The following is a 13,905-nucleotide window of genomic DNA, read 5'->3' on the forward strand; positions in this document are numbered from 1 at the left end:
GCCTCGCCGGGCGTCAGTCCGAGGCCGGCCTCGGCGATGCGGCGCTCGAAGGCGGCACGCAGCAATCGGGCACTGTCGGCGATCAGAAATCCCAAACTGTCCATGCCCTCTTCGGCACCTTTCGCCTTTATATGCAAATTTTGTAAGGTACCCTTACTATCTTTCGGGTGTGAGGCAAACGGAAAACGGGGTTCGGTTGCATTGACACCGGCGAAACCTGCGGCGAGATTGTCGCAGCCTTCGGACGGAGCCTCTCCATGTCATCATCGCTGCTTGCCGGCGCCTTTTTCGCGGCGCTCGCCTATACGCTCATTCCCGGCCCGGCATTCCTGGCGCTGCTCGGCATCGGTGCCGGACAGGGAAGGCAGGCCGGTGCCTTCTTCATGGGCGGTCACTTGGCAGGAGACATTCTCTGGTCCGGGCTGGCGCTGGTGGCGATCATCGGCGCCAAGACGGTCGGCACCACCGTCTTCGACATACTCGGGGTTTTCTGCGGCCTCTATCTTGGCTGGATCGGCTGGAGCGCGTTACGGGCAAAGCCGAAGGAGAATGGCGGCGCTCTGGTGACGGTCGAAAAGCCACTGCGGCGGGGGCTGATTTTCGGGTTGACCAACCCTAAAGGTTATCCGGTGGCGCTGGCAACCTTCACGGCGCTGCTGGCGAGTTCAGCCGATTCGCTGGATTTCAGCGCGTTGCCGGTGCTTCTCGCCGTGTCACTGATCGGGTTCCTGACGGCCGATCTGGTGCTGATCGGGATTATCGGGGCCGGCGTGGTTCGGCGGTTCTATCGGAAGTATGAAAGGGTGATCGTCCGGCTTTCCGGCCTGCTGTTCATCGGTTTTGCGATGCAGGCGCTCTGGCATTCGGCACCAGGCCTGTTCGGCTACCGGCGTGCCTGAGCGACTACGCTTTCCGATCAGACTTCGATGAAGGCCATCACCGCGCGAAGGACGTTGGCGCGGGGCATATCGCCAAGCGACATGGCGATTTCGAGCTGATTGCGGTAATAATCGTGGAAATTGAAGCCGGTTTCGTCTGTGACCTGCGACAGGTCCATCAACTGTCCCTGAGCATCGACGGCGTGCGTTGGAAGTTCTTCGGACAGCGTGATGTAAGTGTCCTGGTCGATCCTGCCCGCCTGATAGTTTTCAAGCGCGAGCGCACGCAGATCCCGCGGGGTGATCGCCGAAAAATCGATCGGCGATTCATCCGTGTCGGGCACCTGAAAGGTGATCTGGCTCTGCCGACTTCCATGCTCCGATGACTTCTCGACTTTATTGTTTCGAGAATGGTCTCTTTGCAGTAAGTTGGTAGACCAGCGCAAGGAACTGATTTCCATGGCTATATCCTGATTCATCGGATACTGGCCAAAAGTACCTTTGATTACTGCACTGCGTCAAATGGTTAATAACCGTTAATTGTTATGTATGATTTCTTGCCGGAAATCGAAAATGGACAGGCGCATACCCATTCCCGCCGGCTTCTCCTATATGAATGGCGATGCATCGTTAGGAAGGATATTTGCATGTCTTCTAATCTTCTGGTGAACCCCGCTCTCGTGGACTGGAACGGCCATCACGGCCTGCCGCGTTTCGATCAGGTGAAGGACGAGGACTTCGCTCCCGGTTTCGACGCGGCACTTGGCATCCACGAAGCGGAGATCGAGGCGATCGCCAGCAATCCGGAAGAGCCGACCTTCACCAATACCGTCGTTGCGCTGGAGACCGCGGGCGACGAGCTGTCGCGCGTTTCGTCACTGTTCTGGGGCAAGGCTGGTGCGCATACCAACGAGAATATTCAGGCGCTTGAGCGCGAGATCGCGCCAAAAATGTCGCGCCATTATTCGAAGATCGGCATGAATGCGGCGCTGTTTTCCCGCATCGATACGCTTTGGGAAAAGCGCAAGGAGCTTGGCCTTACGCTCGAGGAAGAACGCGTGCTGGAACGTCACTGGAAGGGCTTCGTCAAGGCCGGTGCCAAGCTTGCCAAGGCTGAGCAGGAGCGGCTTGCCGATATCAACGAGAAGCTCGCCGGGCTTGGCGCCAAGTTCGGCCAGAACGTGCTCGGTGACGAGAAGGGCTGGTCGCTGAAATTGTCCGGCGAGGCTGAACTGGACGGCCTGCCGGCCTTCCTGCGCGATGCCATGGCGTCCGCGGCCCGCGAACGCGGCGAGGCGGACGGCTATATGGTGACGCTGTCCCGCTCGATCATCGAACCGTTCCTCACCTTCTCGACCCGCCGGGACCTGCGCGAACAGGCGTTCAGGGCCTGGGCTGCGCGCGGACAAAACGGCGGCGAGACCGACAATCTCGGGATTGTGCGCGAAACGCTGGCGCTGCGGGCGGAAAAGGCAAAGCTGCTCGGATACGAGAATTTCGCCGCCTACAAGCTCGACAATACGATGGCGAAGACCGCGGACGCGGTGAATTCCCTGCTCCGCAAGGTCTGGGACAAGGCGCGCTCCAAGGCGCTGGAGGAGGAGGCGAGCCTTGGCGGGCTAATTGCCGAGGAGGGCAAGAACCATGAGGTCATGCCCTGGGACTGGCGGCATTACGCCGAGAAGCTGCGCCAGCGGACCTTCGATTTCTCCGAGACCGAGCTAAAGCCCTATCTGCAGCTGGAAAAGATCATCGAGGCCTGCTTCGACGTCGCCGAGCGCCTGTTCGGTATCAAGGCGGTCGAAGTGAAGGGTGTGGCGGCCTATCATCCGGATGTACGGGTGTTCGAAGTCCGCGACAGGGATGGTTCGCTGAAGGCGCTGTTCCTCGGCGATTATTTCGCCCGCTCCTCGAAGCGCTCCGGCGCATGGATGAATTCCCTGCAGTCGCAGCACAAGCTGCCGCTGAAGAACGGTGCGACAGGCGAACTGCCGATCATCTACAATGTCTGCAATTTCGCCAAGCCCGCCGAAGGCAAGCCGGCACTGCTGTCGCTCGACGATGCCCGCACGCTGTTCCACGAATTCGGCCACGCGCTGCACGGCATGCTGTCGGATGTCACCTATCCGTCGGTCTCCGGCACCGGCGTGTCGCGCGATTTCGTCGAACTGCCGTCGCAGCTCTACGAGCACTGGCTGACCGTGCCGGAAATCCTCGAAAAATACGCGGTCCATCACGAGACCGGAAAGCCGATGCCGAAGGCGCTGCTCGACAAGGTGCTGGCGGCGCGCACGTTCAACGCCGGGTTCGCGACGGTGGAATTCACCTCCTCGGCGCTGGTCGACATGGCGTTCCACACCCGCGGAGCGGTCGAGGATCCGATGGCGGTTCAGAAGGAGGTGCTTGACGAGCTCGGCATGCCGGCCTCGATCGTCATGCGCCACGCGACACCGCATTTTCAGCACGTGTTTTCGGGCGACGGTTATTCGGCCGGCTACTATTCCTACATGTGGTCGGAAGTGCTCGATGCGGACGCCTTCTCGGCCTTCGAGGAAACCGGCAATGCCTTCGATCCGGTCATGGCCCGCAAGCTCAAGAACAACATCTATTCGGTCGGCGGCTCTATCGACCCGGAAGAGACCTACAAGGCCTTCCGTGGCAAGCTGCCGGACCCGCAGGCGATGCTGAAGAAAAAGGGCCTTGCGATGGTCGAGGAGCTGTCCGGCAGCGACGCCTGAGCGCGTTGTGATCCCAGTCTCAAGGGGTGCGGCATGCCGGTGATTCATCAATCATCGGCCTGTCATTCGGCCGTCATAAAACCGTAACACCACTGTCATGAAACCTTAATAGGAAACCGGCATCGCCTCCAACCGATGCCGGTTCCCCATGACCTTTCAGCCCCCAGCGACACATGCCGCCGTCTCGACGGCCGGGGTGGAATTGCATTACGGCGCGACGCCGGTTCTCAAGGGCATCGATATCTCGCTTTCGAAGGGCAAGACGCTTGCTCTGCTCGGCCCCTCCGGCTGCGGAAAGACCACGCTTCTGCGCCTCGTCGCCGGATTGCTGGCGCCGACCAAGGGTTCGATCTCGATTGCCGGCCAGGTGGTTGCGGATGCTGCCGCGAATACATTCTCCCCGCCCGAAAAGCGCAATCTCGGCATGGTCTTTCAGGATTACGCGCTCTGGCCGCATCTGACGGTCGGCGGCAATGTTTCCTTTCCGCTCGAGATGCGTGGCCTCGGCAAGGCCGAATGCCAGTCTCGCACGATGCGGGCGCTGGAGCGTGTCGGTCTCGGTGCCTATGCGGACCGCCGTCCAAGCGATCTGTCCGGCGGCCAGCAGCAGCGCGTGGCGATCGCCCGCGCGATCGTCGCCGAGCCGCAGCTGATCCTTTTCGACGAGCCGCTTTCCAACCTCGACCGTGAACTGCGCGAAAACATGGTCGGCGAACTTGCCGAGCTGATCGCAACGCTCGGGCTGACCGCCATCTATGTCACCCACGATCATGCGGAAGCGCTGACGCTTGCCGACGACGTCGCGGTGATGCGCGGCGGGCTGATCGAACAGCTCGCATCCCCCGACCAGCTGATCGATAAGCCGGCGACGCCTGAAGTGGCGGACTTCCTGCGCCTCGGCGGCATCGCCGATCTCGACTATCGCGACGGGCTGTGGGTCTTCAAGGGCAGCGACGTGGCGCTGCCGGGAGATGCCAGCGTTGCTGACGCAACCGCCCGCGTGCTCATCCCGGTCGGCGCGATCTCGATCGGCGATATCGGGCCGGGGCTGCTTGCGGCAACCGTGCGGCGTTCGCAGTTTCGCGGCGACGGGCATCTGGCGACTGTTTCGCTGGTCGGCCCCGCCCATGTCGAATTGCAGGTCCTCAGCCGCATCAAGCTTCGGCCAGGCGACGGCGTCGGCCTTTCGATCGACACCGACCAGATACGCTGGTTTTCGCCCAAAATTCATTCGTCCAAAAGGGAGACTTTGGAACATGTTTAAGTCATTGAAGAGCATTACCTTCGGCGTCGTTGCCGCAGCACTTATGGCCGGCGTCGCGCATGCCGACGTCACCGTCTATACCGCCGGTCCCCAGAGCCTGATCGACAAGCTGTCTGCCGGCTTCACCAAGCAGACCGGCATCAAGGTCAACGTTTTCCAGGCGACGACCGGCAAGGTCATGGCCCGTATCGAAGCCGAGGCTGCAAACCCGGTCGTCGACGTTCTGGTTTCGGCTTCCTGGGATACCGCAACCGATTTCGCCAAGCGCGGCTGGCTCGTCAAGTATTCGAGCCCCAACGCTGCCAAGGTTCCGGACTTCCTGAAGACGGAAGGTGCCGTAGCCCAGGGCATCTCGGCTCTCGGGATTGCCTGGAACACCAAGAGCGGCACGCCGAAGCCGACCGAATGGGCCAACCTGACAAGCAAGGAATACAAGGACCTCGTCAACATTCCGGATCCGGCGCAGTCCGGCTCGTCGTTCGAACTGACCGCCGCTCTCGCCGGCCAGGACAGTTTCAAGCTCTTCAACGACCTGAAGGCCAATGGCGCGATCATCGCCGGCGCCAATGCCGACGCCCTGAACCCGGTCCTGCAGGGTGCCAAGGCTGCCGTCTTCGGCGCCGTCGATTACATCACGCTCGCTGCCAAGGCGAAGGGTGAATCGATCGACGTGATCTTCCCGGCTTCCGGCACGGTCATCGCACCGCGCCCGGCGATGATCCTCAACTGGTCCAAGAACCAGGACGACGCCAAGAAGTTCATCGACTACATGCTATCAGACGAAGGCCAGAAGGCCGTTGCCGACGAAATGCTGATGCCGGCCCGCACCGATATCCCGGCTAACCGTCCGCTGATCAGCGACCTGAAGCTGCTGAAGTACGATACCGCCACCGTCTACGGCAAGCGCAAGGAAACGCTGGCCGAGATTACCAAGATCTACGGCGGCAAGTAAGGAACAGGCGCATGAAGGCGAACGGCATCGGCGGCGCGGCTCCGGCCGCCTGGCTCGCGATCGCGGGACTGGTCCTCGTCGTCGCCATTCCCTTCATCGCCGTGGTGCTGCAGGGCATCTTCCCCAATCTTGGACAGGGCTCGTTCGCAGGCCCTTTCTCCTCGCTTCTCGCGACACTTGCCGATAGCGCGCTGATCGGTATGGCCGGTAATACGCTCCTGCTCGGCTTCTGCGTGGTGCTCGCCTCGGCGGTGGTCGCCGTGCCGCTCGGCGTGTTCCGGGCGCTCTACCGCATTCCCTACGCGCAGTTCTGGGATGTGGTCCTGCTCGTTCCCTTCATGATCCCGCCCTATATCGCGACGCTCGGCTGGATCATGACGCTGCAGCCGCGCGGCTACCTGCAGCAGCTTGTCGGCTTCAATCTCGCGCCCTTCCTGTTCTCGCTGTTCGGCATGACGCTGGTCATGGCCTTCAACACCTTCCCGGTCGTTTATTTCGCGGTGTCGCGCACGGTGGAAGCCGTTGGCTCCCGTTACGCCGATGTCGGCCGCGTCTTCGGTGCGACGCCGGCGCGGGCTTTCTGGCGGATCACGCTGCCGCTGTCGGCTCCCGGCCTTGCCGCCAGCCTGATGCTGGTTTTCGCAGCCGCCATCGAGGAATACGGCACGCCGGCAGCACTCGGCCGCCGCGCCGGGTTCCAGGTGCTGGTGACCGGTATCGACCTTCGCATCACCGACTGGCCGATCGATCTTCCGGGTGCGGCGATCCTGTCGCTGCTGCTGGTCGCCATGTCGCTCGTGACTTTCCTTCTGCAGCGCTGGATCCTGGCGCGGCGCTCCTACCAGACGGTGGGCGGCAAGCCGAGCGCCAAGGACAAGCGACCGCTCGGCGCCCTGAAGGTGCCTGTGATGATCGCCTTCTCGGTCGTGGCGTTCCTGGCGACGGGCGTGCCGCTACTGGCGATCCTGGCGACGGCGCTGTCACGGACGATTTCCGGCGGGCTGGCGCTCGGCAATCTTAGTCTCAGCAATTTCATCCTGGTGTTCAGCAACAGCGCCGGCGCGGTCGGGGCACTGGTCAACAGTTTCTCGCTCGGTATCGCCACGGCCCTGATCACCGGGCTGATCGGCGTGACCGCGGCCTACACGGTGGTCAAGACGCGGATGCGCGGCCGTATGACGATCGACATCATGACCATCCTGCCGAACGCACTGCCTGGCATTGTCGTGGCGGTCGGGCTGATCCTTGCCTGGAACATGCCCTGGCTGCCGGCGACGCCCTACAACACCGCCTTTATCCTGCTGCTTGCCTATTGTTGCATCCTGCTGCCGCAGCCTGTACGCTACACCACGGCGGCCTTCCAGCAGATCGGCGACAATCTGGAGGCAGCGGCCCGCGTGTTCGGTGCCAGCAGCATCACGGCCTTCCGGCGCATCCTGCTGCCGCTGGTCTTTCCAAGCCTTGCATCGGCCATGCTGCTGGTCTTTGCGCTCGCTTCCCGCGAGCTGGTCGCCTCCGTCGTCGTCGCCCCGGTCGGCATGCAGACGATCGCCACATTCATCTGGCGGCAGTTCGAACAGGGGTCGATCGGTCTCGGCATGGCCATGGCCTTCATCGCGATCGTGATTACCACCCTGCTGCCGCTCCTCCTGCTGACGCTGTTGAGGCGCAGCGGGCTGGTGGCGGAATAGCCGTCAACCATCATCGCGCTCACCCCTTTCGCAAATGCGAAAAACAGGGTATGAGGCCGCAAAACGAATTGGGTGCCGCCTCCCGTCGCCGCGCCAAAGCTCAGAGATTCAAAACATGAAAATGCGCAATATCGCGATTATCGCACACGTTGACCATGGGAAGACCACCCTCGTTGACGAACTTCTGAAGCAGTCCGGCTCGTTCCGCGACAACCAGCGCACCACCGAGCGCATGATGGACAGCAACGATCTCGAAAAGGAACGCGGCATTACCATCCTTGCCAAGGCGACCTCGATCGAGTGGAAGGGCGTTCGCGTCAACATCGTCGACACGCCCGGCCACGCCGACTTCGGTGGCGAAGTCGAGCGCATTCTCTCGATGGTGGACGGCGCGATCGTTCTCGTCGACTCTTCCGAAGGTCCGATGCCGCAGACCAAGTTCGTGGTCGGCAAGGCGCTGAAGGTCGGCCTTCGCCCGATCGTCGCGATCAACAAGATCGACCGTCCGGACGGCCGCCATGAGGAAGTCATCAACGAAGTCTTCGACCTCTTCGCCAACCTCGACGCCACCGACGAACAGCTCGATTTCCCGATCCTTTACGGTTCCGGTCGCGATGGCTGGATGAACGTCAATCCGGAAGGCCCGAAGGACCAGGGTCTCGCCCCGCTTCTCGATCTGGTGCTGAAGCACGTTCCCGAGCCGAGCGTCGGTGAAGAAGACGGCGCGTTCCGCATGATCGGCACGCTGCTCGAAGCCAACCCCTTCCTCGGCCGTATCATCACCGGCCGTATCCATTCCGGCTCGATCAAGCCGAACCAGGCTGTCAAGGTTCTGAGCCAGGACGGCAAGACGGTCGAGACCGGCCGTATCTCCAAGATCCTCGCGTTCCGCGGCATCGAACGCACGCCGATCGAGGAAGCGCATGCGGGCGACATCGTCGCGATCGCCGGCCTCTCCAAGGGCACGGTCGCCGACACGTTCTGCGATCCCTCGGTCACCGAGGCGCTGCATGCACAGCCGATCGACCCGCCGACCGTCACCATGTCCTTCCTCGTCAACGATTCACCCCTGGCCGGCACCGAAGGCGACAAGGTCACCTCGCGCGTCATCCGCGATCGCCTGTTCAAGGAAGCCGAAGGCAATGTCGCGCTGAAGATCGAGGAATCGGACGGCAAGGATTCGTTCTTCGTGTCCGGCCGTGGCGAATTGCAGCTCGCCGTGCTGATCGAAACCATGCGCCGCGAAGGCTTCGAACTTGCCGTGTCGCGTCCGCGCGTTGTCATGCACAAGTCCGAGGACGGCACGTTGATGGAGCCGATCGAGGAAGTCGTCATCGACGTCGATGAAGAACATTCCGGCGTCGTCGTGCAGAAGATGTCCGAGCGCAAGGCGGAAATGGCCGAGCTGCGTCCGTCCGGCGGCAGCCGCGTCCGCCTGGTATTCTTCGCGCCGACCCGCGGCCTGATCGGCTACCAGTCGGAACTTCTGACCGATACCCGCGGCACGGCGATCATGAACCGCCTGTTCCACGACTATCAGCCCTACAAGGGTGAAATCGGCGGCCGCACCAACGGCGTGCTCTTGTCCAACCAGGCCGGCGAAGCCGTCGCCTATGCGATGTTCAACCTGGAAGACCGCGGCCCGATGATCATCGAGCCGGGCGAGAAGGTCTATGCCGGCATGATCATCGGCATTCACAGCAGAGACAACGACCTCGAGGTCAATGTCCTCAAGGGCAAGCAGCTGACCAACATCCGCTCTGCCGGCAAGGACGAAGCCGTCCGTCTGACCCCGCCGATCCGCATGACGCTCGACCGCGCTCTCTCCTGGATCCAGGACGACGAGCTGATGGAAGTGACGCCGAAGAACATCCGTCTGCGCAAGACCTATCTCGACGCCAACGACCGCAAGCGCTTCGGCAAGGCGAAGATCGCCTGATTTCGACTGCATGCTCTGAGTCTTTCAAAACCCCGGTAGAAATGCCGGGGTTTTTTCTGTGCCTGAGACCCGGCCGGCCTTGTCGCAAAGGTTAAAAACACGTTAACGTTGCCGCGTTGTCCACATGAGAAGTCTGTGGGCAATCCGCTCTACACACATTGGTGTAATGGCGGATTGCCGACATCAGGGCCTAGAGTAAACGTTATGAAGACGTTATCGATCGATGTCCGGCGGGCCGAACCGCAAGACGCCCGCGCCATTTCCGAGGCGCATCGCCAGGCATGGACCCAGGCCTATGCAGGCCTCATTCCCTACAAGCCGCTAACCCAGATGCTGGAGCGCCGGGGCGAGACCTGGTGGCGCAAGGCGACGCGCGGGCCGGCAACGCTGCTGGTTCTCGACGTCGCCGACCAGGTCGCCGGTTATGCGACGATCGGCCTCAACCGCGCCCGTGCCCTGCCTTACGACGGCGAGGTCTACGAGATCTATCTGCGTCCGGAATTCCAGGGCATCGGCCTTGGCCGCCGCCTGTTCGGCGAAAGCCGCCGGCTCCTGAAGTCACTCGGCTGCGAAGGCCTGGTCGTCTGGTGCCTTGAGGACAGCGAGCATGCGGCGCGTTTCTTCCGCCGGCACGGCGGCGTGGATCTCGCCGAAGGCATGGAAGATTTCGGCGGCACGCAGCTTCGCAAGATCGGTTTTGTCTGGCCTTGAACGGTCAGGCTTGAAGGCCTTGAATTTAAACGCTTTCTAATGTTTCGGCGCGCAGCGCGGTTCAATATTGGCGTCAAAGCCTTGTTGCCTTGCAGCATGATTCCCGCTATCGACGCTTAACTTTGTCGAACCTCATCGGGGACTAGAATGCGTATCGATGCAATTTCCGTTGGCAAGAATCCGCCTGAAGACGTCAACGTCATCGTTGAAGTGCCGGTCGGCGGCCAGCCGATCAAGTACGAAATGGACAAGGAAGCCGGCGCTCTTGTCGTCGACCGCTTCCTCTACACGCCGATGACCTATCCGGGCAATTACGGCTTCGTACCGCATACGCTCTCGGAAGACGGCGACCCAATCGACGTCCTTATCTGCAACACCCGTCCGCTGGTTCCCGGCTGCGTCATCAACGTGCGCCCGATCGGCGTGATGATCATGGAAGATGATGGCGGCAAGGACGAGAAGATCATTGCCGTGCCGGTTCCGAAGCTGACCCAGCGCTACGACAAGATCAAGAACTACACGGATATGCCCGAGATCACGCTGAAGCAGATCGAGCATTTCTTCGAGCACTACAAGGATCTGGAGCCCGGCAAGTGGGTGAAGATCGGCGGGTGGCAGAATGTCGACGTGGCCAAGACGCTGATCATCGAAGCCATCGAGCGCTACAAGGCAAGCAAGTAAGCCGTCAGGCTTTCAGGAATTTTTTGAATTTCTCTTCCAAGTCCTCCGGGTCGCCATCGATCCGGAGGATTTTTTTGCGCGCGGTTTCGCCCGACAGGATCGAAATGGAGGATTTGGGGAGACGGAACGTATCGGCCAGCAGCAGGATCAGCGCCTTGTTGGCCTTGCCGTCCTCCGGCACGGCGGTGACGCGTGCCTTCAGGAAGATGTCGCCATCGGCGGCGGTCTCCAGGCCCTCGACAGCATTGCGGCCCGAATTCGGCGTGAGCCGGATTGCGAGCCGCAGATGATCGGAATGCCTGCTAAAAGGACCGCTCACGCAAACAGCGGATAGATCGACGTCCACATCAGCGAGCGGATGAAGAAGATGATCAGCAGCAGGACGACTGGCGAAATGTCGATGCCGCCGAGATCCGGCATGATGCGGCGGATAGGGCGCAGCACCGGTTCGGTGACGTTGAAGAGGAAACGACCGACCGCATCGACGAACTGGTTTCGCGAATTGATGACGTTGAAGGCAAAGAGCCAGGAAAAGATGGCGCTGGCAATCAGCACCCAGGTATAGAGGTTCAAGGCCAAATCGATGGTCTGAAACAGGGCGAGCATTAACGTCTCCATTTCTTTGTTGACAGACATGTAGACATTGGCGAACTAACGGGCAAGTGCCGCGCCCGTGCCTCATCCGATTCATGTTTAACGGGCGACAGGCACGCTGCCGGCTTCCGGCTCCGCTGAAAGTGCTGCCTTATGTCCATTCCCGCCTCGGGCGATCGTTTCGCCGCCTTCCGGCACTCATCCTATACTCGCTTCTTCTTTTCCCGGCTTTTCTCGGCTTTCGCGATCCAGATCATCAGCGTCGCAGTCGGCTGGCAGATGTACGACGAGACCAGCAATCCGCTCTATCTCGGTCTGATCGGGCTTTTCCAGTTCCTGCCGTCGCTGCTCCTGATCCTTGTCACTGGCTCCGTCGCCGACCGCTATAACCGGCGCGCGATCGTGGCGGCCTGCATGGTGGTCGGAGCGCTCTGCGCCGGTGCCCTGCTGGCACTCACCGTCACGCATTCGTTTTCGCCCTGGCCGGTGTTCGGCATCCTGATCGTGTTCGGGATCGAGCGCGCCTTCATGGGGCCGGCGGTGCAGTCGCTCGGGCCGAACCTGGTGCCGGAACAGGATCTGCCGAATGCGGTCGCCTGGAACTCCTCGTCATGGCAGACGGCGGCGATCCTCGGTCCGGTTGCCGGCGGTCTCCTGTACGGCGTCAGTGCGATCGCTGCCTATTCGGTCGCCTTCGCCTTTCTCATCCTCGCCGCCATTCTGGTGTTCATGATCCCGAAGCCTACGCAGCGCAACGCCGTGGAGAAGGTGAGTTGGGGCCAGATTCTCGCCGGCTTCCACTTCATCTCGCAGGAAAAGATCGTCCTCGGGGCGATCTCGCTCGATCTCTTCGCGGTGCTTCTCGGCGGCGCGGTGGCGCTGATGCCGATCTTTGCGCGCGATATTCTCGAGCTTGGACCCTGGGGGCTCGGTATGCTGCGGGCAGCACCGGGCGTCGGCGCGATCATCGTCGCGATCTATCTTGCCTTCTACCCGATCCGCCACCATGCCGGCATCGCGATGTTCATCGGCGTCGGACTGTTCGGGGTGGGCACGCTGGTCTTCGGTCTCTCAGCGACGCCCTGGCTGTCGATTTCGGCGCTGATGCTGATGGGAGCGTCGGACATGATCTCCGTCTATGTGCGAGAGACGCTGATCGCGCTCTGGACGCCGGACGAAGTGCGTGGCCGGGTCAATGCAGTCAACATGGTGTTCGTCGGCGCGTCCAACGAACTCGGGGAATTCCGGGCAGGTACGATGGCCTCGATCTTCGGGGCGATGCCGGCCGTGGTCATCGGCGGTGTCGGCACGCTGGCGGTCGCGATCATTTGGTCCATGGGTTTCCCGAAGCTGCGCCGGATCGACAGCCTCGAGGCACCGGAGCGGGAAGAGAAATCGGCTCAGCCGGCCTGAAGCGCCGGCTGACGGTGCAGCATGGCGAATATCGAAAGCTTTTCAGCAAAAGGAGAAGCGGGTATCGGGTACCGTCAGTCTTCTCCCCGGTCTCCCAAGGTTGCACGGGCGGCGGCCTGCTGGCGCTCCAGAACCCTGTCGCGTGCCGAAACGCCCAGAAGATCGGCGATCCTCCAGATCACGTGATCTTCGATTTCGCTGCGCTGGCCGTCGGCATAAACGATATCCCAGAGGATGCCGAGCAGCTCGACACGGTCTTCTTCATTGACGAGATGTTTTCTAAGATCGGACGTGAAGCGGTAATAATCGACCGCCTCGCTGCCGGCCTGGTGGCCGACCTCGATCAGCACCTTGAGGCGGTCCTCGCTCAAGTCGTACCGTTCGCGCAGCAGATCGCGAAACTTCTGCTGTTCCTGATCGGAAATATTGCCGTCCGCCTCCATGACCTGGAAACATAGCGCCACGAACGCCACCCGCGGATCATCGGGCGCGAATTCCTGTGTATGGTGAGATCCTGTCAGAGTGTGGAGGAAGGCCTGAATGCGATCTAACATCTATCTCCAGGCCCTCGCCATTCTAGAACAACCGGAGCCTCGTTGCAGGCTGCCCGGCATCGGGATCTTTCACACCCGGATCATCCGGCGGGCGGCCGAAAAAGGGAACGGGCTCCTCCCTATTTTCAGGGGTTTTTCCGTCCTTTGACGTCACATTCGCAGGCGCTGGTGTTTTTGCTGCAACAGCTAACTCCTTCGGAGCCGGCTTTGCCTCCTGCGGAACGGGCTTGACCGGAACCACGATCGGCCGCGGCTCTTCCTCGGCGCGAGACTCGGTCTTCGGGGTGAAAGCCGGCACCTCGGTGACGGGCGGCAGGCTGGCGATCGCCGTGTCGGCTGCGAGCGAACCTTCCTCGACCGGGCCTTCGAGCTGGTCGAACGGCGCCTTCCATTCGAAGGCGTCGAGCCGGCCGGTGACCGGGGAAATCGGCAGCCATTTTTCCGAGACGTGCCCGTCGGCCACCCAGGCCGGGTCGCGGGGTGCTCGCAG

Annotated in this window: 13 protein-coding genes and 2 pseudogenes; 9 read left to right on the plus strand and 6 right to left on the minus strand. The window is 61.6% G+C overall.

Going from position 1 to position 13,905, the window contains the following annotated elements:
* A pseudogene (locus MOV61_RS22480) lies at positions 1 to 104 on the minus strand (MarR family transcriptional regulator); the annotation flags it as partial.
* Positions 105 to 257: 153 nt separating this feature from the next.
* Between MOV61_RS22480 and MOV61_RS22485 the strand changes: the two are divergent.
* Positions 258 to 899, plus strand: a complete 642-nt coding sequence (locus tag MOV61_RS22485) for a LysE family translocator (protein WP_247138159.1) — start codon at positions 258 to 260, stop codon at positions 897 to 899.
* Between the two features lie 17 nt (positions 900 to 916).
* Here MOV61_RS22485 and MOV61_RS22490 read toward each other — a convergent pair whose 3' ends face one another.
* On the minus strand, positions 917 to 1,339 hold the full coding sequence (locus MOV61_RS22490; protein ID WP_247138160.1) for a hypothetical protein: 423 nt from the start codon (positions 1,337 to 1,339) through the stop codon (positions 917 to 919).
* 186 nt (positions 1,340 to 1,525) lie between these two features.
* Between MOV61_RS22490 and MOV61_RS22495 the strand changes: the two genes are divergently transcribed.
* The 7 genes from MOV61_RS22495 (at position 1,526) to ppa (ending at position 10,854) form a co-directional block, all read left to right on the plus strand.
* Positions 1,526 to 3,616 (plus strand): M3 family metallopeptidase, encoded by a 2,091-nt coding sequence (locus tag MOV61_RS22495; protein ID WP_247138161.1) that lies wholly within the window; start codon positions 1,526 to 1,528, stop codon positions 3,614 to 3,616.
* A gap of 148 nt (positions 3,617 to 3,764) precedes the next feature.
* Complete coding sequence (locus tag MOV61_RS22500) at positions 3,765 to 4,880, plus strand: ABC transporter ATP-binding protein (RefSeq protein WP_247138162.1); 1,116 nt, start codon at positions 3,765 to 3,767, stop codon at positions 4,878 to 4,880.
* A complete protein-coding gene (locus MOV61_RS22505) occupies positions 4,873 to 5,832 on the plus strand; it encodes an ABC transporter substrate-binding protein (protein WP_247138163.1) in 960 nt (319 codons plus the stop codon). The genes MOV61_RS22500 and MOV61_RS22505 overlap by 8 nt, the downstream gene beginning before the upstream one ends.
* An 11-nt stretch (positions 5,833 to 5,843) precedes the next feature.
* The gene (locus tag MOV61_RS22510; RefSeq protein ID WP_247138164.1) at positions 5,844 to 7,523 is read left to right on the plus strand and encodes an iron ABC transporter permease; all 1,680 of its coding nucleotides are present in this window, start codon (positions 5,844 to 5,846) and stop codon (positions 7,521 to 7,523) included.
* A gap of 115 nt (positions 7,524 to 7,638) precedes the next feature.
* Entirely contained in the window at positions 7,639 to 9,462 is a 1,824-nt protein-coding gene (gene typA / locus MOV61_RS22515; protein WP_247038981.1) for a translational GTPase TypA, read from the plus strand.
* A gap of 204 nt (positions 9,463 to 9,666) precedes the next feature.
* Positions 9,667 to 10,173, plus strand: coding sequence for a GNAT family N-acetyltransferase (locus MOV61_RS22520; RefSeq protein WP_038590844.1), 507 nt, complete (start codon positions 9,667 to 9,669; stop codon positions 10,171 to 10,173).
* 147 nt (positions 10,174 to 10,320) lie between these two features.
* Entirely contained in the window at positions 10,321 to 10,854 is a 534-nt protein-coding gene (ppa, locus tag MOV61_RS22525; protein ID WP_038546562.1) for an inorganic diphosphatase, read from the plus strand.
* A 4-nt stretch (positions 10,855 to 10,858) separates the two neighbouring features.
* Here the strand turns inward: ppa and MOV61_RS22530 are convergent, their stop codons facing one another.
* A complete protein-coding gene (locus tag MOV61_RS22530; RefSeq protein ID WP_247138165.1) occupies positions 10,859 to 11,173 on the minus strand; it encodes a DUF167 domain-containing protein in 315 nt (104 codons plus the stop codon).
* Positions 11,170 to 11,460, minus strand: a complete 291-nt coding sequence (locus MOV61_RS22535; protein WP_038546555.1) for a YggT family protein — start codon at positions 11,458 to 11,460, stop codon at positions 11,170 to 11,172. The genes MOV61_RS22530 and MOV61_RS22535 overlap by 4 nt, the downstream gene beginning before the upstream one ends.
* 141 nt (positions 11,461 to 11,601) lie before the next feature.
* Here MOV61_RS22535 and MOV61_RS22540 point away from each other — a divergent pair, with 141 nt between their 5' ends.
* Entirely contained in the window at positions 11,602 to 12,861 is a 1,260-nt protein-coding gene (locus MOV61_RS22540; RefSeq protein WP_247138166.1) for an MFS transporter, read from the plus strand.
* Positions 12,862 to 12,935: 74 nt separating this feature from the next.
* Here MOV61_RS22540 and MOV61_RS22545 read toward each other — a convergent pair whose 3' ends face one another.
* Together MOV61_RS22545 and MOV61_RS22550 are read right to left on the minus strand one after the other, a co-directional pair.
* Positions 12,936 to 13,415 carry a TerB family tellurite resistance protein gene (locus MOV61_RS22545; protein ID WP_247138167.1) on the minus strand — a complete coding sequence of 160 codons (480 nt, stop codon included), beginning with the start codon at positions 13,413 to 13,415 and terminating at the stop codon, positions 12,936 to 12,938.
* A 22-nt stretch (positions 13,416 to 13,437) separates the two neighbouring features.
* Positions 13,438 to 13,905: pseudogene (locus tag MOV61_RS22550) on the minus strand (heme biosynthesis protein HemY); the annotation flags it as partial.

It is taken from the genome of Neorhizobium sp. BETTINA12A (assembly GCF_023006485.1).
Lineage (GTDB): Bacteria > Pseudomonadota > Alphaproteobacteria > Rhizobiales > Rhizobiaceae > Neorhizobium.

Coding starts and splice junctions, on each gene's coding strand:
- MOV61_RS22485 (WP_247138159.1), top strand. CDS start 258: ATGTCATCATCGCTGCTTGCCGGCGCCTTTTTCGCGGCGCTCGCCTAT.
- MOV61_RS22490 (WP_247138160.1), bottom strand. CDS start 1,339: ATGGAAATCAGTTCCTTGCGCTGGTCTACCAACTTACTGCAAAGAGAC.
- MOV61_RS22495 (WP_247138161.1), top strand. CDS start 1,526: ATGTCTTCTAATCTTCTGGTGAACCCCGCTCTCGTGGACTGGAACGGC.
- MOV61_RS22500 (WP_247138162.1), top strand. CDS start 3,765: ATGACCTTTCAGCCCCCAGCGACACATGCCGCCGTCTCGACGGCCGGG.
- MOV61_RS22505 (WP_247138163.1), top strand. CDS start 4,873: ATGTTTAAGTCATTGAAGAGCATTACCTTCGGCGTCGTTGCCGCAGCA.
- MOV61_RS22510 (WP_247138164.1), top strand. CDS start 5,844: ATGAAGGCGAACGGCATCGGCGGCGCGGCTCCGGCCGCCTGGCTCGCG.
- typA (WP_247038981.1), top strand. CDS start 7,639: ATGAAAATGCGCAATATCGCGATTATCGCACACGTTGACCATGGGAAG.
- MOV61_RS22520 (WP_038590844.1), top strand. CDS start 9,667: ATGAAGACGTTATCGATCGATGTCCGGCGGGCCGAACCGCAAGACGCC.
- ppa (WP_038546562.1), top strand. CDS start 10,321: ATGCGTATCGATGCAATTTCCGTTGGCAAGAATCCGCCTGAAGACGTC.
- MOV61_RS22535 (WP_038546555.1), bottom strand. CDS start 11,460: ATGCTCGCCCTGTTTCAGACCATCGATTTGGCCTTGAACCTCTATACC.
- MOV61_RS22540 (WP_247138166.1), top strand. CDS start 11,602: ATGTCCATTCCCGCCTCGGGCGATCGTTTCGCCGCCTTCCGGCACTCA.
- MOV61_RS22545 (WP_247138167.1), bottom strand. CDS start 13,415: ATGTTAGATCGCATTCAGGCCTTCCTCCACACTCTGACAGGATCTCAC.